This is a genomic window from Intrasporangium sp., assembly GCF_039812505.1.
Taxonomy (GTDB): Bacteria; Actinomycetota; Actinomycetes; order Actinomycetales; family Dermatophilaceae; genus Intrasporangium_A.
This window is the reverse complement of the sequence record NZ_JBDIAQ010000058.1, coordinates 1-21,888: the sequence shown is the minus strand read 5'-3', so window position 1 is coordinate 21,888 and position 21,888 is coordinate 1. Positions and strand designations below refer to the sequence as shown.

The following is a 21,888-nucleotide window of genomic DNA, read 5'->3' as shown; positions in this document are numbered from 1 at the left end:
CTCCCGCCCGTGCGCCGAGGCGTGGGTGATCGTGTCGGTCGTAGTCATGCCCGTCCTTTTCGGTTGGCTGCTGGAGCGTGTCACAGACAACACTAACATACCCCCGGGGGCATTCTTTCCTGATGCTGGTCGCTCAGCGCACCGGCCAGACGACCATCGCCGACCCGCCGCCGCGGCGCGAGGTCTCCGCCGCCGCCTCGAACAGGCCGAACCGGAGACTGCGGATGGCGGTCGCCGCGCCGATCTCGCTCGACTCGGACAGGTTGTGCCCCAGCGCAGTCAGCCCGGCCCCGACCGGCCCGTCGAAGATGACCGGCTCGGCGCCCTCGCTGCCGCCGTTGCGTGAGGAGAGCCGGGGCGCTGCGATCGCGTCCTTGAGCGAGAGGCCCCGGTCGAGGTAGCCCAGGAGCGTCTGGGACACCGTCGTGATGATCGTGGCCCCACCGGGCGAGCCCGCCGCGAGGTAGGGCCGGCCGTTACGCAGCAGGATCGTCGGGCTCATCGAGGAGCGGGGACGCTTGCCCGCGTCGGGCAGGTTGGGGTCTGGCACGCCCGGGGTCAGTGGGACGAAGTTGAAGTCGGTCAGCTCGTTGTTGAGCAGGAACCCGTAGCCGGGCACGGTGATCCCCGAACCGCCGGTCTGCTCGATGGTGAGCGTGTAGGCCGCGACATTGCCCCGGCGGTCCATGACGGTCAGGTGGGTCGTCGAGAGCCCCTCGTGGGAGCCCGCCTGCGCGAGACCCTGCTGGCCGCACGGCGCGTAGTCACCGTCGGGCTCGCCGAATGGGATGGGCCGTGGCTGGGCCCGGGACGGGTCGAACAGGCAGGCCCGTTCCTTGGCGAAGTCGGGGCTGACCAGCTGTTGCACCGGCACGCCGGGCACGTCGCCGACCCAGCGGTTGCGGTCTGCGAAGGCCGTGGCCGACGCCTCCGAGAACCGGTGCAGGTAGCCCACCTCGTCCAGCTGCGAGGTGGCCACCCCGGTGCGCTTCTCGTAGGCGGACATCAGGTTGAGGATCTGCGCCACCGCGATGCCGCCAGAGCTCGGCACCGGCATGCCGTAGACGTCGAGCCCCTTGTACTGCGAATGGATCGGCGCCTTGACCAGCGCCTCGTAGCTGCGCAGGTCGGCCGCGGTGATCTGACCGTGCGGGACGCTGACGCCGGGCACCGTGTGCGGGTCCCGAGCCTCCTCGACCAGCGCCTTGCCGAGGCTGCCCCGGTACAGGACGCCGACGCCCTGGGTGCGCAGCAGGCGGTAGGCCCCGGCCAGGTCCCGGTTGACGAACTTGCTGCCGACCGCCGGGGCGACGCCGCCGGGCAGGAAGACGCGAGCGGTCTCCGGGAACATCGCGAAGCGCTCCGCGTTCTCGGCGGTCTGGTCATGGAACGTCTGGTCGACCACGAAGCCGCGGCGCGCCAGGTTCTCGGCCGGCTTGAGTGCTGCACTCAGCGACCACGTGCCGAACCGGCGCAGCGCCCGGTCCCACAGGGCGGGCGTGCCCGGCACGCCGACCGACAGACCGGAGCTGACGACGGTGGGGAAGCTCATCGCCGACCCGTCGGGGTTGCGGAACGTCTCGGGGGTGAAGCTGGCCGGGGCCGTCTCGCGCCCGTCGATCGCGGTGACCCGCCTGGTGCGGGCGTCGTAGTAGACCAGGAACCCGCCGCCCCCGATCCCGGCGCTGTACGGCTCGGTGACGCCGAGCGCCGCAGCGGTCGCTACGGCGGCGTCGGCCGCGTTGCCGCCACGCCGCAGCACGTCTATCCCGACCTGGGAGGCGTCTCTGTCGACCGAGCTGACGGCGCCGCCGAAGCCGACCACGACCGGCGCCTTGGGCAGCGCCGTGGGCCGGCCGGTCCAGCCACGGTCAGCTGCGTCGGCGGCCCCGGGGACGAGCAGGCCGAGCGGGAGCGTGGCCGCCGCGACGGCAGCCAGCACGGGGACACGGAGCGAGCGAGGTCGGGCCATGGCAGGACGCTAGACCTGGCGTCGCAGGCCCGCATCTTGAAACCGGGGCAATTCACGACCAAGGGCGAGGCACTCCGCCCGCTGAGCGGCATACCGGAAGCTGGGTGGGAGAAGCCCGCCACCCACGAGGGGTGACGGGCTCCAGGGGCCACCTCGCCTCCGTCAGGAGGCGTCCTCCTCGACCAGCAGGTTGCGGGTGCGGCTCGCATCGAGCGGGATGCCCGGACCCATCGTCGTGCTCATCGTCGCCTTCAGGATGTAGCGGCCCTTCGAGCTGGCCGGCTTCAGCCGCAGGATCTCGTCGAGCGCCGCGGCGTAGTTCTCCACGAGCGCCTTCTCGTCGAAGGACACCTTGCCGATGATGAAGTGCAGGTTCGCGTGCTTGTCGACGCGGAACTCGATCTTGCCGCCCTTGATGTCGGCGACCGCCTTGGCGACGTCCATCGTCACGGTGCCGGTCTTCGGGTTGGGCATGAGCCCGCGGGGGCCGAGCACCTTGCCGAGCCGGCCGACCTTGCCCATCAGGTCGGGCGTCGCGACGACGGCGTCGAAGTCGAGCCAGCCGCCCTGGATCTTCTCGAGCATGTCGTCCGAGCCGACGTAGTCGGCACCGGCCTCGCGTGCTGCCGCCGCCTTGTCGGCCTGGGCGAAGACGAGCACCCGGGCGGTCTTGCCGGTGCCGTGCGGCAGGTTGACGGTGCCCCGGACGGCCTGGTCGGCCTTGCGCGGGTCGACCCCCAGGCGGAAGGCGATCTCGACGGTCTCGTCGTACTTGGCCTTGGCCGTCTGCTTGGCGAGGCGGACCGCCTCGAGCGGCGCGTACGTCCGGCCGGCCGCGACCAGCTCGGCGGCGGCCCGGTAGTTCTTGCTGCGCTTCATGATGCTCCTTGGTGTTCGTGGTGGAGTCGTGGTGCGGGCCAGCGCCGGCCCTCCCACGTGCCCGACAGCATCTGGTATGCCGCCGAGCCGGTTCCCGGGGCCACCCGCCCTCACCTGCGGGCGGGCTTCCCGGACGTGGTGTCGCCCTTCGTCAGAGCTCGAACCGATTGTCGCCCTTCCTCGGACTCCGCTGCGGCCGGGAACCTCGCAAGCTCGGCCCCCAACCTCCGCTTCGCCCTTCGTCAGAGCTCGAACCGATTGTCGCCCTTCCTCGGACTCCGCTGCGGCCGGGAACCTCGCAAGCTCGGCCCCCAACCTCCGCTTCGCCCTTCGTCAGAGCTCGGTGTCGATGCCCATGGACCTGGCGGTACCCGCGATGATCCGCGCGGCCATCTCCTCGTCGTTGGCGTTCAGGTCCTCCATCTTCTGCCGGGCGATCTCGAGGACCTGGTCCCGGGAGAGCTTGGCGACCTTGGTCTTGTGCGGCTCACCGGAGCCCTTGGACACGCCGGCAGCCTTCTTGATGAGCTCGGCAGCCGGCGGGGTCTTGGTGACGAACGTGAACGAGCGGTCCTCGTAGACGGTGATCTCGACCGGGATGACGTTGCCGCGCTGGGACTCCGTCGCGGCGTTGTACGCCTTGACGAACTCCATGATGTTGACGCCGTGCTGGCCGAGCGCCGGACCGACCGGCGGTGCCGGCGTGGCCTGGCCGGCCTGGATCTGCAGCTTGATGAAGCCGGCGATCTTCCTCTTCTTCGGGGGCATGTGCCTACCTTCTCGATTGTGGGCCGACGCCGTGGGCGATGACCCGGTTGCATGACCGAGGGGCCGCGGCCGCCCGGTCGTCTCCCTTCGTCCGCAGGCGCCAGCCCGCAAACCTCTAGATTGTGCCCTGTCGAACCGCCCGACACCAAAACGCAGTCCGGGCGGGCGCTCGACGCGGACGCCGTAGCCGGCCGAACCCGGGGGTCCACGGGGGAGCCTGCCCCCCGTGGGTCTAGATCTTGGCGACCTGGCTGAACGAGAGCTCTACCGGCGTCTCCCGGCCGAAGATCGAGACGAGCACCTTGAGCTTCTGCGACTCGGGGATGATCTCGGAGATCGTCGCGGGCAGCGTCTCGAAGGGTCCTTCCATGACGGTGACCGACTCGCCCACCTCGAAGTCGACGACGCTCGGGGCCTTTGTCGTGGTCCCGCCGGCGGCGGCGCCGGCCGTGGCCTTGGCCCCCTGGGCCACCGGGATGGACGGAGCCAGCATCGTGACGACCTCGTCGATCGACAGGGGCACCGGCTGGTGTGCGTTGCCGACGAACCCGGTGACCCCCGGGGTATGCCGGACCGCGCCCCAGCTCTCGTCGGTCAGGTCCATCCGGACCAGGACGTAGCCGGGCATCCGGACGCGGCGCACGAGCTTCTTCTGCCCGTTCTTGATCTCGGTCACCTCTTCCATGGGGACCTCGATCTCGAAGATGTAGTCCTCCATGTTGAGCGTCTGGATCCGCGTCTCGAGGTTGGTCTTGACCCGGTTCTCGTAGCCCGCGTACGAGTGCACGACGTACCAGTCGCCGAACCTGGTGCGCAGGTCACGCTTGAACGCCTCGACCGGGTCCTCCTGCTCCTGCTCCGGCGTGGGCTCGAGCGTCGCGGCCGCGAGGGGCACCTCCGCACCGGTCTGCGTCCCGAGGTCCGGCTCGGCGACGACCTCCTGTTGCGACACGTCCGGAGTGGGCTCGTGGTCATCGTCGGGCCCGCCGTCGGACTCCGGGGCCGCCTGCTCGAACGATGCCGGCACGGCCGTCTCCTCGTCGGCACCCACCTCGGCGAGGCCGGGCTCGGGGTCGGGGTTGACGCTCTCGGCGGCGTACTCGTCGGACACGGTTGACCTACTTCCTAGCTATCGGTTCAGCCTGGGCGCTGGTGGCACAGGGGGCAGCCACCCCCGTCAGAAGGCCTTTCCGGTGAAGGCCCAGCTGATGAGCTTGTTCCACACGAAGTCGAAGCCGGACACGAACGCCATGATCACCAGGACGAACACGATCACCACGGTCGTGTAGCGCACCAGCTCGGGACCCGTCGGGCGGATGACCTTGCGCATCTCGTCGAGGATCTGTCGGATGAACAGGGCGAGGGCGCCGTACAAGCGCGACACCGGATTGCCGCGCCCGGCCTGGCCGGCTCGGCCAGAGCCACGCTTGGCGCTCGTCTCGGTCACACTTCCTACTTTCTACTTGCCTACCAGCACGTCTGATGCGCAGGGCAAGAGGGACTCGAACCCCCAACCGCTGGTTTTGGAGACCAGTGCTCTACCAATTGAGCTATTGCCCTACACCGGCCCGTTGGGTGGAACCGGTGGGACGGCATGCGTCAGCATGGTCAGCGTCAACCGTCCGAGCGTCGATCATACGTGACGAAGCGGGTCGAGGCGAACCATACGACCAGGCTGCCGCAGCCGTCCGGGGATGGTGGCCGGATGCCGCCGAGTCGCGGGGCCCGCGCCCCGCCCCCGGATGGGAGGATCGGCGGGTGACCTCTTCGCGCACCCCCCTGACCTCCCTGCCCGACGACGAGCTGCACGCCTTCCTGGCCCGACAGGAGCAGGCCTACGCGGACCTGCAGGCCGAGGGCCTGCGCCTCGATCTCACCCGCGGCAAGCCTTCTGCGGCGCAGCTCGACCTGTCCGACGCACTGCTCACGCTCCCGACGACCACGAAGGACGGGGCCGGCACCGACGTGCGCAACTACGGCGTCCTCGAGGGCCTGCCGGAGCTGCGGGCGATGTTCGCCGAGCTGCTCGGTGTCGACCCCGCCCAGGTCGTCGCCGGGGGCAACTCGAGCCTGACCATGATGTACGGCGTCGTCGTCGACCTCCTCCTCTTCGGGGGGGTCGACTCGCCGCGGGCGTGGTCGCAGGAGGAGCAGGTGCGCTTCCTCTGCCCGGTGCCCGGGTACGACCGCCACTTCGCCATGCTCGAGGAGCTGGGCGTCGGCATGGTCAACGTCGACATGCATCAGGACGGGCCCGACATGGACGCGGTCGAGGCGCTGGTCCGCGACGACCCCAGCATGAAGGGCATGTGGGTCGTGCCGACCTACTCCAACCCGACCGGGGCGGTCGTCTCCCAGGAGGTCGCGGCCCGCCTCGCGTCGATGCCGACCGCCGCTCCCGACTTCACGATCTTCTGGGACAACGCCTACGCGTTGCACCACCTGACCGAGGCCGAGACGAAGAGCGCCGACATCATCAGCCTCTGCTCGGCGTCCGGACGGCCGAACCGGGTCGTCATGTTCGCCTCGACCTCGAAGATCAGCTACGCGGGCGCCGGGGTCGCCGCCCTGGCCGCGTCGGTGGACACCGTCGCGTGGTACCTGCGGCACCTGGGCAAGAGCTCCATCGGCCCGGACAAGGTCAACCAGCTGCGGCACGTGGAGTTCTTCGGGTCCGCCGAGGGGGTGCGGGCCCACATGCGCCGGCACCGCGAGATCCTCGCGCCGAAGTTCGCAGCGGTCGAGGACGCCCTGCGCGAGGGCCTGGCCGGCCTCGACGTCGCGACGTGGAGCCGTCCGCTCGGAGGCTACTTCGTGAACCTCGACGTGATGGACGGGACCGCGACCCGCGTCGTCCGGCTCGCGAAGGAGGCCGGCATCGCGCTCACGCCCGCCGGCGCCTCCTTCCCGTACGGTCGCGACCCGCGCGACCGCAACATCCGCCTCGCTCCGACCATGCCCGTGCTCGACGAGGTCCGCGTCGCCATGGCCGGCGTCGCGACGTGCGTGGCACTCGCCGCGGCGGAACGGGTCATCGCGACCCGCGGGTCCGACGACTGACGGCTAACGTCGTAACCAGCAGAGCACTCCAGGGCACGACCCGGTCGCCGGCGCCTGCGCCGACCGGGAGTGCGCGGGGCAACGGGCGTGGCTTGGGAAGGAGAACGCGATGAGTGACAGCGAGGCGGGCGGGACCGAGGGCTCGACCACCTACAGTCTCGACGAGGACAACCAGCTCCAGCCCGACGACACCCTGGTCCAGGAGGACGTCGACGACGCCCTCGACCGCGGGTACTCGCCGGCCGATGCCCCCCGTGGTGTCGAGGCCTTCGGGACGACGGCTCGCGAGCAGTCGGGACACGAGACCATCGAGATGCGCATCCGGCAGGAGGAGCCGGACCCGTACACCGCGTACGGCGCCCCGGACCACGAGAGCGGCCGCGACGAGCAGGACGACTGGGACGGCGCCGACGAGCCGGACTCGCTCGCCGCGGAGGACGACTGGATCGGCGACCAGGAGGTCGGTGACCGCCGGGCCGGCCGGCTCGTGGCCGGCGACGAGGGGAGCCACGAGGACACCGAGAAGGACCTCGTGGCCGAGGACGTCGGCATCGACGGGGCGGCCGCCTCCGCCGAGGAGGCCGCAGTCCACGTCATCAGCGAGCCGGACCACGGCGGGTGACCCGACCCGCTCCTGCGGGTCGACCGCTCGAGACCCTGCCCAAGGCACACCTGCACCTGCACTTCACCGGGTCGATGCGGATCGGCACGGTCCGAGACCTGGCCCGCCGGCACCACATCCCGCTGCCGGACGCGCTCGTCGAGAGCTGGCCCCCTCGGCTGCGGGTCACCGACGAGCGCGGCTGGTTCCGGTTCCAGCGGCTCTACGACGTGGCGCGGGCGTGCGTGCGGGGCGAGGCGGACATGCGCCGCATCGTCCGGGAGGCGGCGCACGACGACGCCGCGGAGGGGTCACGCTGGCTGGAGCTGCAGATCGACCCGACCTCCTACGCCCCCTTCGTCGGGGGCATCACCCCGGCCCTCGAGATCGTCCTCGACGAGGCTCGGAGGGTGTCGGCCGAGGGGCCGACGGGGGTCGCCGTGGTCGTCGCGGCCAGCCGCATCCGCCACCCGCTCGAGGCTCGTACCCTGGCCCGGCTCGCCGCCCACCACGCCGGCGACGGACCGGGCAGCGTGGTCGGCTTCGGCCTGTCGAACGACGAGCGGCGCGGGGTGACCGAGGAGTTCGCCCCGGCCTTCCGGATCGCCCGTCGCGCCGGACTGGCCCTCGTCCCGCACGGCGGCGAGCTGCTCGGCGCCCAGGCGGTCATGGAGACGCTCGAGGCGCTGCACCCCGACCGGCTCGGGCACGGGGTCCGCGCGGCGGAGGACCCGCAGGTGCTCGACGCGGTCGCGGAGTCCGGGGTGGCCCTGGAGGTGTGCCCGGGCAGCAACGTGGCGCTCGGGGTCTATGCCGAGGCCGGGGACGTCCCGCTCCGGACCCTCGTCCGGTCCGGCATCCCGGTGGCGCTCGGCGCGGACGACCCGCTCCTGTTCGGCCAGCGCCTCACCGCGCAGTATGCCGCCGCCCGCGCGTTGGGCTTCTCGGATGCCGAGCTGGCCGAGCTCGCGCGAGCATCCGTCCGGGTGAGCCGGGCGCCGGCGCAGGTCCGGTGCCAGGCGGCGGCGGACATCGACGCCTGGCTCACGACGGGGCCGGAGCCGCGCTCCGGGCAGGCGTGAGTTTGCCCTCGCCGCACCTCGGCGGTCATGCTGGTCCGGCCATGAGAACGAACGCGCCCGCCTGCCCTGACCGTCCCAGCCCCTCCCGCGGTGCCCTGCGAGGGCTCGCTGCCGCGGCCACCCTCGCCCCCCTGCTCGTGCTCGGGGCGTGCTCCGGGCAGACGCCGGAGCCGAACGTGACGGCCGGTGCGTCCGGTGCCGCCACCGATCTTCCGGGGACGGCCACCGCGCCGTCCACGCCCACGACCCCGGCGGCGAGCCCGACGACGCTCAAGACCAAGGGGACGATCAAGGACGACGTGCTCGGCCACGTCATCACCCCGACCAAGGTCGTCGTCGGTCTCCCCTGGCCCGGCAGCCACCCCGTCGCGCAGGAGCACCTCGAGCTCGTCGGGATCCAGCTGAAGGTCCAGGCCGGCAAGCGCTACTCGGCCAGCGTCGCCCCCGGCATGTTCACGCTCAAGACGTCCGCACCCGACGCCGTGCCGGCCACGAACGAGTTCAAGGGTGCGCTCGGCAAGGAGCTGGGCACCGTCAAGCGCGGCGAGACCGAGACCGGATGGCTCGTCTTCAAGATCGAGAAGGGGTCCGGTGCCTCCCTCACGCTGCGCTACAACCGGCCCGCCTACGAGGTCAAGACCACCGACAAGTCGATCAAGGCCAAGACCTTCACCCTCAAGCTGACGCCCTGACCGCCGGCCGGGCGTGCCGCGGGGCCGATCGGTGGTGCACTGTCGGCTGCGTCAGAGCGCCTCGCCGAGCAGGATCGGCTCGTTGACGAGCCGGACCCCGAACGCGTCCTGCACCCCGTCGCGGATCCGCCGCGCGAACGCGACGACCTGCGTGGCGCTCGCCCCGCCCCGGTTGGTCACGGCGAGGGTGTGCTTCGTGGAGACCGCCACCGGACCGGGCAGCCCGTGGCCCTTCGCGAACCCGGCGTGCTCGATGAGCCAGGCGGCGCTCGTCTTGACGAGGTGGTTCGGCTGCGGCCAGCGCGGCGGCACCGGGCCCTCGTAGCCGAGGCGCTCGGCGGCGCGCTCGGACAGCTCCTCGAACTCGTCCGCGGTCAGGACCGGGTTGGTGAAGAACGAGCCGCACGACCAGGTGTCGTGGTCCTCGGGGTCCAGCACCATCCCCCGCCGGGCCCGTTGCTCGAGGACCCCGCGACGGGTCTCGGCGAGCGAGACCCGGGTGCCGAGCTCGACGCCGAGCCCACGCGCCAGGTCGGCGTAGGCGATGGGGGTGGACAGGTCGCCGAGCTCGAGCTGGAAGAGCACGTCGAGCACGACCCACCGGTCGCTGCCCTTGAACCGTGAGTGGCGGTACCGGAAGTGGCAGTCGGGCCCGGCGAAGGTGTGCACCCGCTGCTCGCGCCGGTCCCACGTGCGGACCTGCGCGATGGTCTGGGCGACCTCCTGTCCGTAGGCGCCGACGTTCTGCACCGGGGTGGCGCCGGTCAGCCCGGGTATGCCGCTGAGCGCCTCGATGCCGGCCCAGCCCTCGGCCACGGCCCGGGACACGAGCCCGTCCCATGGTTCGCCGGCCGCCACGCGGACCATGACGCCGCCGCAGAGGTCGGCCGAGAGCGGCTCCACACCCCGGGTCGTCACGCGCACCACCGTCCCGGCGAACCCCACGTCGGGGACGACGACGTTGGACCCGCCGGAGAGCACCAGGAGCGGCTCGTCGGCGTCATCGACCGCACGGACCGCGTCGACGAGCTCGTCGGTGGTCTCGACGGTCACCAGGCGCGCGGCCGGTCCCCCGACCCGCATCGTGGTCAGCGGGGCGAGCGGGACGTCGGACTGCTCGCGCATGCCGCGCCGGATCAGTCCAGCTGGACGACGGCGAGCGCCTTGCCGAGCACCTTCTCGCCGTCCGATCTCGCGGTCAGCTCGACGGTGGCCCGGCGGGCCTCGGTGTCGACCTTCTTGACGACGCCGCTCACCTCGATGTCGGCCCCTGTCTCGTAGGGCACCACGACCGGCTTGGTGAAGCGGACCCCGTACTCGACGACCCGGCCGGCGTCGCCGGCCCAGTCCGAGACCACGGTGACCGCCGAGCCCATCGTGAACATGCCGTGGGCGATGACGTCGGGCAGCCCGACGCTCTTGGCGAACCGCTCGTCCCAGTGGATCCGGTTGCGGTCCAAGGATGCCCCGGCGTACTGCACCAGCCGCGCCCGGTCGACGTGGATGGTCCGGTCCGGGAGCCGGTCGCCGACGGAGACCTCGGCACAGGCCGGCACGCGCCCGGCGGGGAGGGCCTGCTCGCTCATCACTCGCCTCCTCGGATGACGAGGGTGGACGTCGCGGTGCACACCGGCTCGCCCGCGTCGGTGGCCAGCTCGCTGCGGGTCGTCACCATGGCGTGACCGCCCGCCTCGCGGACCGCGTCGACATGCAGCGTCCCGACGATCGAGTCACCGGCCGTCAGCGGGCGGTGGTGGACGAACTTCTGCTCGCCGTGCACGACCCGCGAGTAGTCGATGCCCGCCTGAGGGTCGGTGACGAGCTGGCGGTCGCACTGCTGGGCGATCAGGACCGCGAAGGTCGGCGGGGCGATGACGTCGGCGTACCCGCGGCTGCGGGCCACCTCGGCGTCGAAGTGGGCCGGGTCGCTCGAGCCGACCGCCTCGGCGAACTCGCGGATCTTGGCCGCGCTGACCCGGTAGGGCCTGGTGGGTGGGTAGGTGCGCCCCTGGAAGTCTGCGTTCACCGGCATGGCCGCAGCCTATCGGCCCCGGCACGGGCGCCTCCCCGCCGCCTCCCCGCCCGCCCCGCGCCCGAGGTCGACGGGCGCAGGCGGCGGCTGGGCGGCATACGCAAGGACGCTCCCTCGGCCGGGGCCGAGGGAGCGGTGTCGTGCCGGGGGCGCGCGGTCAGCGCGTCTCGCGGTGCTCGGTGTGGTGGCCGCAGTTGGGGCAGAACTTCGCGAGGGAGAGCCGGTCGGGGTTGTTGCGACGGTTCTTCTTGGTGATGTAGTTGCGGTGCTTGCAGTCCACGCACGCCATCGTGATCTTGGGACGGACGTCGGTGTTCTTGCTGGCCACTGCAACCTGCTCTCGGGTCGTGCTGTCGGATGGTGGTGCTGTCGGGTGGTAGCGGGAGCGGGGCTCGATCCCGCGACCTCACGATTATGAGTCGTGCGCTCTAACCAGCTGAGCTACCCCGCCATGGGCTGCCGCCGACCGAGGGACGACGGCTGACCAGAGCCCCAATAGGGAATCGAACCCTAGACCTTTTCCTTACCATGGAAACGCTCTGCCGACTGAGCTATTGGGGCGCGACCAGCCGGGGCAGCCCGAAGGCGCGCCTGCTGACCTGTGCAGCGGTGAGACTACACGGTGCCCACGGCTCTGGTGAAATCGGCGCCCACCGACGGACGGCGGCGCGCCCGCCGGCGCACCGCTGCGATGATGCCGCCATGCCCACGCAGGAGGCGGCCGGTCGGCAGCACGAGGTCTCGATCCACTTCAACCGCTACAGCCTGTGGCGGGCGGGCTGGGTCGTGGTCGCCGTGGTCGCGTCGGCCGCCCTGCTCAAGTGGGTCCTCGAGGACGCCGGCAACGTGATCTTCACCCTCGCCCTGTCGCTGCTCGCCTCGATCGCGATGGAGCCGGCCGTCGGCCGGCTGGCCACCCGGATGCGCCGGGGGTTCGCGACGGCGATCGTGATGGGCGGCCTGGTCGTGTTCGGCGCGGCGTTCGTGTTCGTCTTCGGTCGGCTGCTGGGTGACCAGATCGGCACCTTCGCCAAGTCCGTGCCGCACCTCGTGCAGGACTTCACGACGTGGGCCGGCGAGCGCTTCGGGCTGGACCTGGACTACGAGACCATCCTGCAGCGGCTGGGCGTGGGCACGGGCGTGCTCACCAACGCCGCGCAGAACCTCGCCGGCGGGGTCATCGGCATCGTCGCAGCGATCCTGTCGGCCGCCTTCTCGACCCTGACGTTCGCCTTCTTCACCTTCTACCTCTCGGCCGACTCGCCCCGCCTGCGACGGTGGATCGCCCAGCTCTTCCCGCCGAGGCAGCAGGAGGTCTTCGCCGTCGCGTGGAACCTCGCGCTGAGCAAGACCGGCGGCTACGTCTCGGCCCGGCTCGTCCTCGCGGCCATCTGCGGGGGCAGCGCGGCGCTGTTCATGCTCGTCATCGGGATGCCGTACTGGCTCGCCCTCGGCATCTGGACCGGCCTGGTCGCGCAGTTCGTGCCCACCGTCGGCACCTACATCGCCATCGCCCTCCCGGTGATCCTCGGGCTCATCGGCGACCGGCCCTGGCAGGGGGTGGCGGTGCTGATCTTCGCCCTCGTCTACCAGCAGATCGAGAACGTCACGATCGAGCCGCGGATCTCGGCGCAGGCCGTCGACGTCCACCCGGCCGTGTCCTTCGCATCGGTGATGTTCGGCGCGTCGCTGTTCGGGGTCGGCGGGGCCTTCGTCGCCGTGCCGGTTGCCGCCCTCGGACTGGCCCTCTTCGACATCTACGTGCACAAGTACGACGTGCTGCCCCACCACCAGCTGCTCGACGCGGCGGACGGGTCGGAGCCGGTCCCGGACGAGGAGGCCAGCCCGGGCTAGCGCGCCTGGTCCGCGCGGTGGGCCTCGAGGGCCCGCCGCGCCGACGTGGCGGCCCGTGCTCGCTCGTCGCGTATGCCGCTCACCTCCTCGAGCTCGCCGGTGGCCTTCTCGAGGCGCTGCCGGGCGGTCGCGAGCCGGCGCTCGAGGTCGGCCACCCCGTCCTGCGCCTCCTCGACCCGTCGGCGGTGCACCTGGACCCGGCGCTCGGCTTCGCGCAGCTCCCGGGTCGCCCGTGCGAGGGCCTGCTCGAGCCGTTCGCGCTCGAGACGGCGACGCTCCTCGGCGGCGGCTGCCTCGGCCGCGGCGTCGGCAGCCGCCTCGGCCGCGGCCGGCTCGTCGGTGGCCGGGCCGTCACGGCTGCTGCCGGGCTCCGCGCCCCCGGGAATCACCCGGAGCCGGTGCGGGGCCAGCGCGGCGACGCCCTCGAGGTCGACGGCACCGAGACCGGAGTACTGCAGCGGCCGGACGAGCGCCCCGGTCAGGACCGACTCCTCGGCGCCCTCGTCGGCGATGAAGGCGGTCAGGCTCTGGCGGATCTGATACCCGACGCTGACGCTGACCGGCTCCCCGGCGTCACGGGCAGCGGACTCGACCTTGCGGGCCAGCGCATCGACCCGGCGGGTCCGCTCGCGCGAGAGGGCCCGCAGCCGGCCGGCGTCGAGGGTGCGCTGGGCCTCCCGGAGCAGCTCGGCGAAGTCGTGCAGCGCCCCCAGCTCGTCGGGGTGCTCGCGGACGAAGTGGTTCAGCGCCCAGGCGGCCACGGTCGGCCTGCGCAGCGCGCCGACCTGTCTGGCCAGCTCCGGCTCGCCCGCCGCCCTGGCCTGCGCCACGAGCGCGGACCGCACCGACGTGAACTGCCCCGGCCGAGCGGCATACAGCTGCTGGACCGCGGCGTGCAGGTGCAGGATCACCGGCCCATCCTCACCTACCACCCCCCATCGAGCGTGCACCTTTCCCCATCGAGCGTGCACCTTTCCCCATCGAGCGTGCGGTTGTTGACAGGCTGGGGTCATGATCTGGATCTGCGCCACGTGCGCTGTCGAGACGGACGACCTGCCCGAGCCACCGGCCGAATGCGCCATCTGCACCGACGAGCGGCAGTGGGTGCCGGCGACCGGCCAGGCCTGGACCACGCTGGAGACCCTGCGCGCTCGGGGGACCCGGGTCAGCATCCAGTCGGTGGAGCCGCGCCTCTGGGGGTTGCGGTCCGACCCGGCGGTCGGGATCGGCCAGCAGACGATGGTCGTCGTGACCGACGAGGGCACGCTGCTGTTCGACTGCATCGACTGCATCGACCGCGGCACGGTCGAGTTCGTCCGCTCGCTCGGCCCGACCCTCGCGGTCGCCGCCTCGCACCCGCACATGTACGGCGTCCAGACCGAGTGGGCCCGAGCGCTGGGCGGGGTGCCCGTCCTGGTCGCCGCCGCCGACCGGGAGTGGGTGCGCCGGGCCGACCCGCTCGTCGAGTTCTACCGGGACCAGCGGACGGTGGCAGCCGGGTTGACCCTGTACCGGGTCGGCGGCCACTTCCCGGGGCAGGCGGTGCTCGAGTGGCGTGACGGGGCCGAGGGCCGCGGCGTACTCCTCGCCGCGGACGCGATCTTCCCCAACCCCGACCGCCGGTCCGTCAGCTTCCTGAGGAGCTACCCGAACCGGATTCCGTTGTCCGCCGACGTCGTCCGACGCATCGCGGTGCAGGTGGAGGGGCTGCATTTCGACCGGCTGTACAACAACTTCGGGGCGGTCGTCCCTTCGGGCGCGAAGCAGGTCGTACGGTACTCGGCCGACCGGCACGCGGCGTGGGTGCGTGGCGAGCACGACGACCTGACCTGACGGCCCGAGGCCCCCTGATCGGGCTCTCAACTTGGCGGGGCAAGATCGGGACGTGTCTGCGATCCAGCTGCCTTCGACCGTCCATTCGTTGCTGCCCGCGACCGGCTCCTTCGGAGCCGGTCACCTCTTCGCGCTCATCATCGTCGTCTTCCTCGCGATCATGGCGGCCTTCATCGTCCCGCTGGAGCTGCGCCTGCGCCGGGAACGACGGCGCGGCCCGCACCGGGGCTCGTCCCGCGCCTCCCACGACGAGCTGTGGCGGGAGTAACGCTTCGGCGCCCCGTCGTCCGACCTCGACGACCACGAGAACTGGGACCAGGTGCAGCTGTCGTGGCCATTCGACCTCGACGACCACGAGAACTGGGACCAGGTGCAGCTGTCGTGGCCATTCGACCTCGACGACCACGAGAACTGGGACCAGGTGCAGCTGTCGTGGCGCGCGAGGGTCTCAGTCCGGGATCAGGGACGAGAGTGCGGCGCGGGCGCCGACCATTGCCGGGCCGTACCAGGTCAGGAGCCGCCCGCTGCACAGCACGGTCGGCACCCGGTGGAACGCCTCGGGCCCGTCCTGCTCGGTGAAGACGTAGGGCTCGTCGGGCAGCAGCACGAAGTCGAGGTCGGCGCGGTCGAGGTCGTCCAGGGTCACGTGCGGGTAGCGCTGCGGCCGCGTGGCCAACACATTGTGCCAGCCCAGCCGGGCCACCAGGTCGCCGGTGAAGGTGGACGACCCGACGGCCATCCACGGGTCGCGCCAGATCGCGATCGCCATCCGGGCGGTCGGCACCGGCACCGGTCCGCCCCATTCACGGGCGGCCTCCTCCAGCCAGTCCGGCACTCCCACCTGCAGTGCGACGCCGAACAGCCGCCGCATCGAGTCGAGCGCCTGCGGCACGGTCTCGATGTCGGTCACCCAGACCTGGACCCCGACCGCGCGCAGCCGCCGCACGTCGAGCTCGCGGTTCTCCTCCTTGTTCGCGACGACGAGGTCGGGGGCGAGCGCCCGGATCGTGCCCAGGTTCGGGTTCTTCGTGCCGCGCACCCGGGTGACCTGCAGGCCGGCCGGGTGGGTGCACCAGTCGGTCGCGCCGACCAGCACCTCCGGACAGGTCGCGGCGATGGCCTCCGTCAGGGACGGCACCAGCGACACGACGCGCCGCGGGGCCTCACCCAGCTCGGCGGCATACCCAAGGTCGTCCGTCACATGCATACGACAACCACACCAGCCTTTCGGGGGTACACGGGGGCGCAGGCCGCTCGCGGCCGTGAGCCCCCGTGTGGTCAGACGTTGCGGCGGTACTGGCCGCCGACCTCGAAGAACGCCTCGGTGATCTGCTGGAGCGAGCAGACCCGGGCGGTCCGCATGAGCACGTCGAAGACGTTGCCGCCCTCGACGGCGACCCGCTTCAGCTCTTCGAGCGCCGGGGTCGCCTCGTCCTGGTGCGCCTGCTGGAAGGCGCGGACCCGGGCGAGCTGAGACTCCTTCTCCTCCTCCGTGGCGCGGGCCAGCTCGATCTTCTTCGGAGCACCGTCGTCGTGCGGGTGCCGGAACGTGTTGACGCCGATGATCGGCAGCGAACCCTCGTTCTTGCGCCGCTCGTAGAGCATCGACTCGTCCTGGATCCGGCCGCGCTGGTAGCCGGTCTCCATCGCGCCGAGGACGCCGCCGCGCTCGGTGATCTTGTCGAACTCGCGCAGCACCTCCTCCTCGACGAGGTCGGTCAGCTCGTCGATGACGAACGAGCCCTGCAGCGGGTTCTCGTTCATCGCCAGGCCCCACTCGTGGTTGATGATCAGCTGGATCGCCAGCGCGCGGCGCACGGAGTCCTCGGTCGGGGTGGTGACGGCCTCGTCGTAGGCGTTGGTGTGCAGCGAGTTGGCGTTGTCGTAGATCGCGCACAGTGCCTGCAGGGTCGTGCGGATGTCGTTGAACTGCATCTCCTGCGCGTGCAGCGACCGGCCGGAGGTCTGCACGTGGTACTTCAGCTTCTGCGACCTGTCGTTGGCGCCGTACTTCTCCCTCATCGCGACCGCCCAGATGCGGCGGGCGACGCGGCCGAGCACGTTGTACTCCGGGTCCATCCCGTTGCTGAAGAAGAAGGACAGGTTGGGCGCGAAGTCGTCGATGCTCATGCCGCGCGCGAGGTAGCTCTCGACGTAGGTGAACCCGTTGGCGAGGGTGAACGCGAGCTGGCTGATCGGGTTCGCGCCCGCCTCGGCGATGTGGTAGCCGGAGATCGACACCGAGTAGAAGTTGCGCACCTTGTGCGCGATGAACCACTCCTGGATGTCGCCCATCATCTTCAGCGAGAACTCGGTGCTGAAGATGCAGGTGTTCTGGCCCTGGTCCTCCTTGAGGATGTCGGCCTGCACCGTCCCGCGCACGTGCGCCAGGGCATGAGCGCGTATGCCGCTCAGCTCGGTCGCGCTCGGCTCGCGGCCCTCGCGCTCGCGGAACTTCTCGATCTGCTGGTCGATCGCGGTGTTGAGGAAGAAGGCGAGGATCGTGGGGGCCGGGCCGTTGATCGTCATCGACACCGACGTGGTCGGGCTGACCAGGTCGAACCCGTCGTAGAGCGCCTTCATGTCGTCGAGGGTCGCGATCGAGACCCCGGAGGTGCCGACCTTGCCGTAGACGTCGGGGCGCGGGTCGGGGTCGCGGCCGTAGAGGGTGACCGAGTCGAAGGCGGTGGACAGGCGGGTGGCCGGCTGGCCCTCGGAGAGCAGCTTGAAGCGGCGGTTGGTCCGGAACGGGTCGCCCTCGCCGGCGAACATCCGCGCCGGGTCCTCGCCCTCGCGCTTGAACGGGAACACCCCTGCCGTGTAGGGGAAGTGGCCGGGCAGGTTCTCGTTGCGCAGGAAGGTGAGCAGCTCGCCGTGGTCGGTGTAGCGCGGCAGCGCGACCCGCGGGATCTTGTTGCCCGACAACGACTCCCGGGTGAGCTTGTTGACGATCTCCTTGTCGCGGATCTTCACGACCTGCTCGTCGCCGGAGTACGACTCCACGAGCGCGGGCCAGTCCGCGAGCTGCTTGGCGACGGTGCCGGGCAGCTCGCGGCTGGCCTCGGCGAGCAGGGCCTCGACGCCGGCGCCGTCGGAGCCGGCCTGGGCGAGCTGGCCCCGCACCGACTCGAGCTGCTGGACCCGGCGGGCCTGGGCGGCATACTTCTTCGTCTGCGAGTGGTAGCCGCGTACGGTCTCGCTGATCTCGGCGAGGTAGCGCACCCGCGAGGACGGCACGACGGTGGCGATGCGCGTCGACCGCTTGGTCGTGACGTGCGGCAGCACGCCCTCCGTGACGGGCAGGCCGGCCTCGGCGAGCAGGTCGCGCACGCACTGGTAGAGCGCGGTGACCCCGTCGTCGTGGAAGGTCGCCGCGGACGTGCCGAAGACGGGCATGTCGTCGGGGCCCTTGCCGAAGGCCTCCCGGTTGCGGACCATCTGGCGGCCCACGTCGCGCATCGCGTCCTCGGCGCCGCGGCGCTCGAACTTGTTGATCGCCACGACGTCGGCCTGGTCGAGCATGTCGATCTTCTCGAGCTGGCTGCTCGCGCCGAACTCCGGCGTCATCACGTACAGGGAGACGTCGGCGTGGTCGACGATCGCCGCGTCGCCCTGGCCGATGCCGGGGGTCTCGAGGATGACCAGGTCGTAGCCGGCGGCCTTGGCGATGTCGACGACCTGGTCGAGGTTGTCGGGCAGCTGGCTCTTGCCGCGGGTGGCCATGGAGCGGAAGATGACCCGGTCGCCGTCCAGCGACGACATGCGGATCCGGTCGCCGAGCAGCGCCCCACCGCCGCGGCGCCGGGTCGGGTCGATGGCGATGACGGCGACCCGCAGCTTGTCCTGCTGGTCGAGCCGCAGCCGCCGGACCAGCTCATCGGTGAGCGAGGACTTGCCCGAGCCGCCGGTGCCCGTGATGCCGAGGATGGGCACGGTGCGCTGGGCCGCGGCATCACGGATGCCAGCGACGAGCTCGGCCGACAGCTCGTTCTCCTGCGCGCCGGTCATGGCCCGCGCGACCTGGGCCCGGTCGCCGGACATGATCGCGGCGAGGTCCGGGCGGCCGATGTCCCACGGGTCGAAGTCGCACACCTTGATGACGGAGTTGATCATCCCGACCAGGCCCATCCGCTGGCCGTCCTCGGGGCTGAAGATGTGCACGCCGGACTTGGCCAGGCGGGCGATCTCGTCAGGCACGATGACGCCACCACCGCCGCCGACGACCTTGATGTGACCCGCGCCGTTCTCCTTGAGGAGCTGGACGAGGTACTCGAAGTACTCGACGTGGCCGCCCTGGTACGAGGAGACGGCGATGCCCTGCACGTCCTCGTCGATCGCGGCGTCGACGACCTCCTGGACCGACCGGTTGTGGCCGAGGTGGATGACCTCGGCGCCCTGGCTCTGCATGATCCGGCGCATGATGTTGATCGAGGCGTCGTGACCGTCGAAGAGGCTCGAGGCGGTGACGATGCGGATGTGGTGCTTCGGCTCGTGGAGGGCCGGCTTCTCGGACATGGGGTCTCCGGTGTGGCAGGGGCAGTTGACTCCCCAAATACTAGGACTTCCGAATAATGGACGTCAATGCAAACCCGATCTACGATGGCGGCATGACCACCGAGACGCTGCCTCGCCCAGCCCTGCCTGCCGACCCCATTGCGAGCGCGCGCCAACAATGGGTCGAGCACGGGTGGGAGGACGCAGCACCCGGCATGGCGGCCATCACCTCCCTGATGCGAGCCCACCAGATCGCCCTGGCCCGCGTCGAGGCCACGCTCAAGCCCCTCGGAGTGACCTTCGCGCGCTACGAGGTGCTGATGCTGCTCCTGTTCAGCAAGCGGGGGTCGCTGCCGATGAAGCTGGTAGCCTCACGACTGCAGGTCCATCCGACCAGCGTGACCAACGCCGTCGACCGGCTCGAGGCCGCCGGGCTGGTGACACGTGAGGCCCACCCCGCCGACCGACGCGCGCTCGTGGTCTCCCTGACCGCCGAAGGGCGAGCGGTCGCCGAGAAGGCGACGAAGACCCTCAACACCGAGGTGTTCAGCCGGCCCCGGCTGACCGGCGAGGACGTCGAGCACCTGGTCGACATCCTCGCCCGGATGCGCCGCAGCGCGGGCGACTTCTGACCCGTGCTCGGGACGTCGAGACGCTGAACGCACCGACACCCGGCACCGGTGGGCGGGTCCCCGGACGACGGTCCCGGTAGGCCGCACCGGACCGACGCTTTGTCGACCACGGACAGAGGGGACCGGTCAGGGCGCCAAGCCGAGATCGCGCAGTGCCGCCCGGGCGGCGTTCCAGCCGCACATGCCGTGGGCCCCGGCCCCGGGCGGGGTCGCTGCGGAACACAGGTAGACACCGGGGACGCCGAGCCGGTACGGCGCCAGCGTGGGCCTCGGGCGCAGCACGAGCTGGCGCGCGTCGTTGGCCCCGCCCACGACGTCGCCGCCGACGTAGTTGGGGTTGCCCGCCGCGATCGCGCCGACCGACCGGACGTGCCGCGCGAGCACCCGCTCCCGGAACCCGGGGGCGAACCGTTCGATCTGCGCCTCGATCGAGGCCGTCGCATCGCCGGCCCACCCGGCAGGGACGTGGGCATAGGTGTACAGCGGGTGCACGTCCCCACACGACCGGCTCGGGTCGGCGAGGTACTGCTGGCCGACCAGGACGAAGGGCTGCTCCGGCATCCGGCCGAGGTCGACCTCCCGTTCGGCGCGGGCCACCTGCTCGAACGTCCCGCCGACGTGGACGGTCCCGGCCCGGCGCGAGCCCTCGTGGGACCACGGCACCCCGTCCTGCACCGCGAAGTCGACCTTGAACACGCCCGGGCCGTGCCGGTAGCGGCGCAGCGCCCGGGCCACGCGCGGGGGCATCGCGTCGCCGACGATCCGTACGGCCGCCCCGGGCGAGGTGTCCAGCAGCACCAGGTCGGCCGACCCCAGCTCGGTCATCGAGCCGACCGTGACCCCCGTCTCGACGTGCCCGCCCAGCTGCGCGAGCAGAGCCAGCATGGCGCGGGTGATCGCCGCCGAGCCGCCCTCGGCGACCGGCCAGCCGTACCGGTGCGCGGCGGCGCCCAGGGCAACGCCGATCGCCGAGGACAGCGGCGCGGTGAAGGGGCGCAGCGCGTGGGCGGCGAGCCCGGCGAACAGGGCCCGGGCCTCCGCGCTCGACCAGACCCGGGCCAGGGTGGCCGCCGGTGGGAGCGCTGCCGCGCCGAAGCGCGCCAGTGTGACGGGATGGCGCGGCAGGTGCAGCAGCGGGCGGAGGAAGTCGTCGGCGAGGTCGGCGAACCGAGGCGCCAGGCCACCGAGGACCCGCTGCCACGCGGGTCCGTCGGCGCCGAGCCCCGCCACGGTCTCGGCCACGGACCGGCCGGCCGCTGCACCCCGGCCACCGTCGAGCGGGTGCGCGTACTCGAGCTCGGCCCAGCGCCAGCGCAGCCCGTGCCGGGCCAGGTCGAAGCGCCGCGCGAAGGGGGTGTCCACGGCGAGCGGGTGGAAGCCGGAGCACTCGTCGTGGACCAGGCCCGGCAGCGTGAGCTCGGCGCTGCGGGCCCCTCCCCCGGCCCGGTCGGCCGACTCGAGCACGGTGACCTCGATCCCCTCCAAGGCCAGCGTCAGCGCGGCCGCCAGGCCGTTGGGGCCGCTGCCCACCACCACCGCCGTCGTCACCTGGCCACCCTTGCACGGCCCCGGGCCGGGAGGTAGCCGCCCGGCGCTACGGTAGGCTGCACGTGTTTAACACGGGATCATCCGTGTTAATTGCAGGACAGGAGACGCATGAGCACCCCCGCAGACCTCTCCGTCGAGGCGGCCCTGGCCGGCACGACCGACGTCCTCGTGAAGGCGTTGCGAGCGCTCGGTCAGGCCGGGCAGCCGGACGCGGCAAGCCGACTGGCCGCCAAGGCCTGGTGGGCCCTGCGCGAGGCGAGTCCCCGCGACGCGGAACGGGTCAACGGCGCCATGCACTTCCTGGCCAGGCTCCCCGCGGAGCCCGGCGCCGACCCGACCGAAGCACCGACCCCCAAGGAGTAACCCATGAGTGCAGACCCCGAGCTCGACGTCCGCAGCGAGCCGCCGGCCCGCCGCCACGACCTGATCCTCGGCACCTAC

Annotated in this window: 22 protein-coding genes and 3 tRNA genes; 9 read left to right on the top strand and 16 right to left on the bottom strand. The window is 71.6% G+C overall.

What is annotated here, in order from left to right; genetic code table 11:
• Positions 1 to 133: 133 nt before the first annotated feature.
• From ggt to WMI84_RS09545, 6 genes are all read right to left on the bottom strand, one after another.
• The gene (gene ggt / locus WMI84_RS09570) at positions 134 to 1,972 is read right to left on the bottom strand and encodes a gamma-glutamyltransferase (protein WP_347352550.1); all 1,839 of its coding nucleotides are present in this window, start codon (positions 1,970 to 1,972) and stop codon (positions 134 to 136) included.
• A 162-nt stretch (positions 1,973 to 2,134) separates the two neighbouring features.
• Positions 2,135 to 2,851, bottom strand: a complete 717-nt coding sequence (gene rplA / locus WMI84_RS09565; protein WP_347352548.1) for a 50S ribosomal protein L1 — start codon at positions 2,849 to 2,851, stop codon at positions 2,135 to 2,137.
• Positions 2,852 to 3,184: 333 nt separating this feature from the next.
• Positions 3,185 to 3,619 carry a 50S ribosomal protein L11 gene (gene rplK, locus WMI84_RS09560; RefSeq protein ID WP_347352546.1) on the bottom strand — a complete coding sequence of 145 codons (435 nt, stop codon included), beginning with the start codon at positions 3,617 to 3,619 and terminating at the stop codon, positions 3,185 to 3,187.
• A 232-nt stretch (positions 3,620 to 3,851) separates the two neighbouring features.
• Positions 3,852 to 4,730 carry a transcription termination/antitermination protein NusG gene (gene nusG, locus WMI84_RS09555; protein WP_347352544.1) on the bottom strand — a complete coding sequence of 293 codons (879 nt, stop codon included), beginning with the start codon at positions 4,728 to 4,730 and terminating at the stop codon, positions 3,852 to 3,854.
• 66 nt (positions 4,731 to 4,796) lie between these two features.
• Positions 4,797 to 5,066: a preprotein translocase subunit SecE gene (gene secE / locus WMI84_RS09550; RefSeq protein WP_347352543.1), complete on the bottom strand. Its 270-nt coding sequence runs from the start codon at positions 5,064 to 5,066 to the stop codon at positions 4,797 to 4,799.
• A gap of 40 nt (positions 5,067 to 5,106) precedes the next feature.
• A tRNA-Trp gene (locus WMI84_RS09545) sits at positions 5,107 to 5,179 on the bottom strand.
• 198 nt (positions 5,180 to 5,377) lie between these two features.
• Between WMI84_RS09545 and WMI84_RS09540 the strand changes: the two genes are divergently transcribed.
• The 4 genes from WMI84_RS09540 (at position 5,378) to WMI84_RS09525 (ending at position 9,054) form a co-directional block, all read left to right on the top strand.
• Complete coding sequence (locus WMI84_RS09540) at positions 5,378 to 6,679, top strand: aminotransferase class I/II-fold pyridoxal phosphate-dependent enzyme (protein ID WP_347352541.1); 1,302 nt, start codon at positions 5,378 to 5,380, stop codon at positions 6,677 to 6,679.
• Between the two features lie 109 nt (positions 6,680 to 6,788).
• On the top strand, positions 6,789 to 7,301 hold the full coding sequence (locus tag WMI84_RS09535; protein WP_347352539.1) for a DUF5709 domain-containing protein: 513 nt from the start codon (positions 6,789 to 6,791) through the stop codon (positions 7,299 to 7,301).
• Positions 7,298 to 8,362, top strand: a complete 1,065-nt coding sequence (locus WMI84_RS09530; RefSeq protein ID WP_347352538.1) for an adenosine deaminase — start codon at positions 7,298 to 7,300, stop codon at positions 8,360 to 8,362. The genes WMI84_RS09535 and WMI84_RS09530 overlap by 4 nt, the downstream gene beginning before the upstream one ends.
• Positions 8,363 to 8,403: 41 nt before the next feature.
• Positions 8,404 to 9,054, top strand: a complete 651-nt coding sequence (locus tag WMI84_RS09525) for a hypothetical protein (protein WP_347352536.1) — start codon at positions 8,404 to 8,406, stop codon at positions 9,052 to 9,054.
• 51 nt (positions 9,055 to 9,105) lie between these two features.
• Here WMI84_RS09525 and WMI84_RS09520 read toward each other — a convergent pair whose 3' ends face one another.
• The 6 genes from WMI84_RS09520 to WMI84_RS09495 all read right to left on the bottom strand — a co-directional run bounded on the left by WMI84_RS09520 (position 9,106) and on the right by WMI84_RS09495 (position 11,647).
• Positions 9,106 to 10,179 (bottom strand): UDP-N-acetylmuramate dehydrogenase, encoded by a 1,074-nt coding sequence (locus WMI84_RS09520; protein WP_347352535.1) that lies wholly within the window; start codon positions 10,177 to 10,179, stop codon positions 9,106 to 9,108.
• A gap of 11 nt (positions 10,180 to 10,190) precedes the next feature.
• On the bottom strand, positions 10,191 to 10,640 hold the full coding sequence (locus tag WMI84_RS09515; RefSeq protein ID WP_347352533.1) for a MaoC family dehydratase: 450 nt from the start codon (positions 10,638 to 10,640) through the stop codon (positions 10,191 to 10,193).
• Positions 10,640 to 11,086 (bottom strand): MaoC family dehydratase N-terminal domain-containing protein, encoded by a 447-nt coding sequence (locus WMI84_RS09510; RefSeq protein WP_347352531.1) that lies wholly within the window; start codon positions 11,084 to 11,086, stop codon positions 10,640 to 10,642. The genes WMI84_RS09515 and WMI84_RS09510 overlap by 1 nt, the downstream gene beginning before the upstream one ends.
• A gap of 157 nt (positions 11,087 to 11,243) precedes the next feature.
• Positions 11,244 to 11,414: a 50S ribosomal protein L33 gene (gene rpmG / locus WMI84_RS09505; protein WP_347352529.1), complete on the bottom strand. Its 171-nt coding sequence runs from the start codon at positions 11,412 to 11,414 to the stop codon at positions 11,244 to 11,246.
• 46 nt (positions 11,415 to 11,460) lie between these two features.
• Positions 11,461 to 11,537 (bottom strand) — tRNA-Met (locus tag WMI84_RS09500).
• 37 nt (positions 11,538 to 11,574) lie between these two features.
• Positions 11,575 to 11,647: transfer RNA gene (locus tag WMI84_RS09495), tRNA-Thr, on the bottom strand.
• 141 nt (positions 11,648 to 11,788) lie between these two features.
• On the opposite strand from WMI84_RS09495, the gene WMI84_RS09490 reads away from it, so the two are divergent.
• Positions 11,789 to 12,940: an AI-2E family transporter gene (locus WMI84_RS09490; RefSeq protein ID WP_347352527.1), complete on the top strand. Its 1,152-nt coding sequence runs from the start codon at positions 11,789 to 11,791 to the stop codon at positions 12,938 to 12,940.
• Here WMI84_RS09490 and WMI84_RS09485 read toward each other — a convergent pair.
• Complete coding sequence (locus tag WMI84_RS09485) at positions 12,937 to 13,851, bottom strand: hypothetical protein (protein ID WP_347352525.1); 915 nt, start codon at positions 13,849 to 13,851, stop codon at positions 12,937 to 12,939. The two genes, WMI84_RS09490 and WMI84_RS09485, sit on opposite strands and share 4 nt — an antisense overlap.
• 100 nt (positions 13,852 to 13,951) lie before the next feature.
• Between WMI84_RS09485 and WMI84_RS09480 the strand changes: the two genes are divergently transcribed.
• Entirely contained in the window at positions 13,952 to 14,773 is an 822-nt protein-coding gene (locus tag WMI84_RS09480) for a hydrolase (protein WP_347352523.1), read from the top strand.
• A gap of 52 nt (positions 14,774 to 14,825) precedes the next feature.
• A complete protein-coding gene (locus tag WMI84_RS09475) occupies positions 14,826 to 15,041 on the top strand; it encodes a hypothetical protein (protein ID WP_347352521.1) in 216 nt (71 codons plus the stop codon).
• A gap of 180 nt (positions 15,042 to 15,221) precedes the next feature.
• Here the strand turns inward: WMI84_RS09475 and WMI84_RS09470 are convergent, their stop codons facing one another.
• Together WMI84_RS09470 and icmF are read right to left on the bottom strand one after the other, a co-directional pair.
• Positions 15,222 to 15,980 (bottom strand): helical backbone metal receptor, encoded by a 759-nt coding sequence (locus WMI84_RS09470; protein WP_347352519.1) that lies wholly within the window; start codon positions 15,978 to 15,980, stop codon positions 15,222 to 15,224.
• Positions 15,981 to 16,051: 71 nt separating this feature from the next.
• Positions 16,052 to 19,288 (bottom strand): fused isobutyryl-CoA mutase/GTPase IcmF, encoded by a 3,237-nt coding sequence (gene icmF, locus WMI84_RS09465; RefSeq protein ID WP_347352517.1) that lies wholly within the window; start codon positions 19,286 to 19,288, stop codon positions 16,052 to 16,054.
• A 92-nt stretch (positions 19,289 to 19,380) separates the two neighbouring features.
• Between icmF and WMI84_RS09460 the strand changes: the two genes are divergently transcribed.
• Positions 19,381 to 19,899, top strand: coding sequence for a MarR family transcriptional regulator (locus WMI84_RS09460; RefSeq protein WP_347352515.1), 519 nt, complete (start codon positions 19,381 to 19,383; stop codon positions 19,897 to 19,899).
• 126 nt (positions 19,900 to 20,025) lie between these two features.
• On the opposite strand, the gene WMI84_RS09455 is transcribed toward WMI84_RS09460, so the two are convergent.
• The gene (locus WMI84_RS09455; RefSeq protein WP_347352513.1) at positions 20,026 to 21,447 is read right to left on the bottom strand and encodes an NAD(P)/FAD-dependent oxidoreductase; all 1,422 of its coding nucleotides are present in this window, start codon (positions 21,445 to 21,447) and stop codon (positions 20,026 to 20,028) included.
• Positions 21,448 to 21,555: 108 nt separating this feature from the next.
• On the opposite strand from WMI84_RS09455, the gene WMI84_RS09450 reads away from it, so the two are divergent.
• Positions 21,556 to 21,810, top strand: coding sequence for a hypothetical protein (locus WMI84_RS09450; RefSeq protein WP_347352511.1), 255 nt, complete (start codon positions 21,556 to 21,558; stop codon positions 21,808 to 21,810).
• Positions 21,811 to 21,888: the final 78 nt, after the last annotated feature.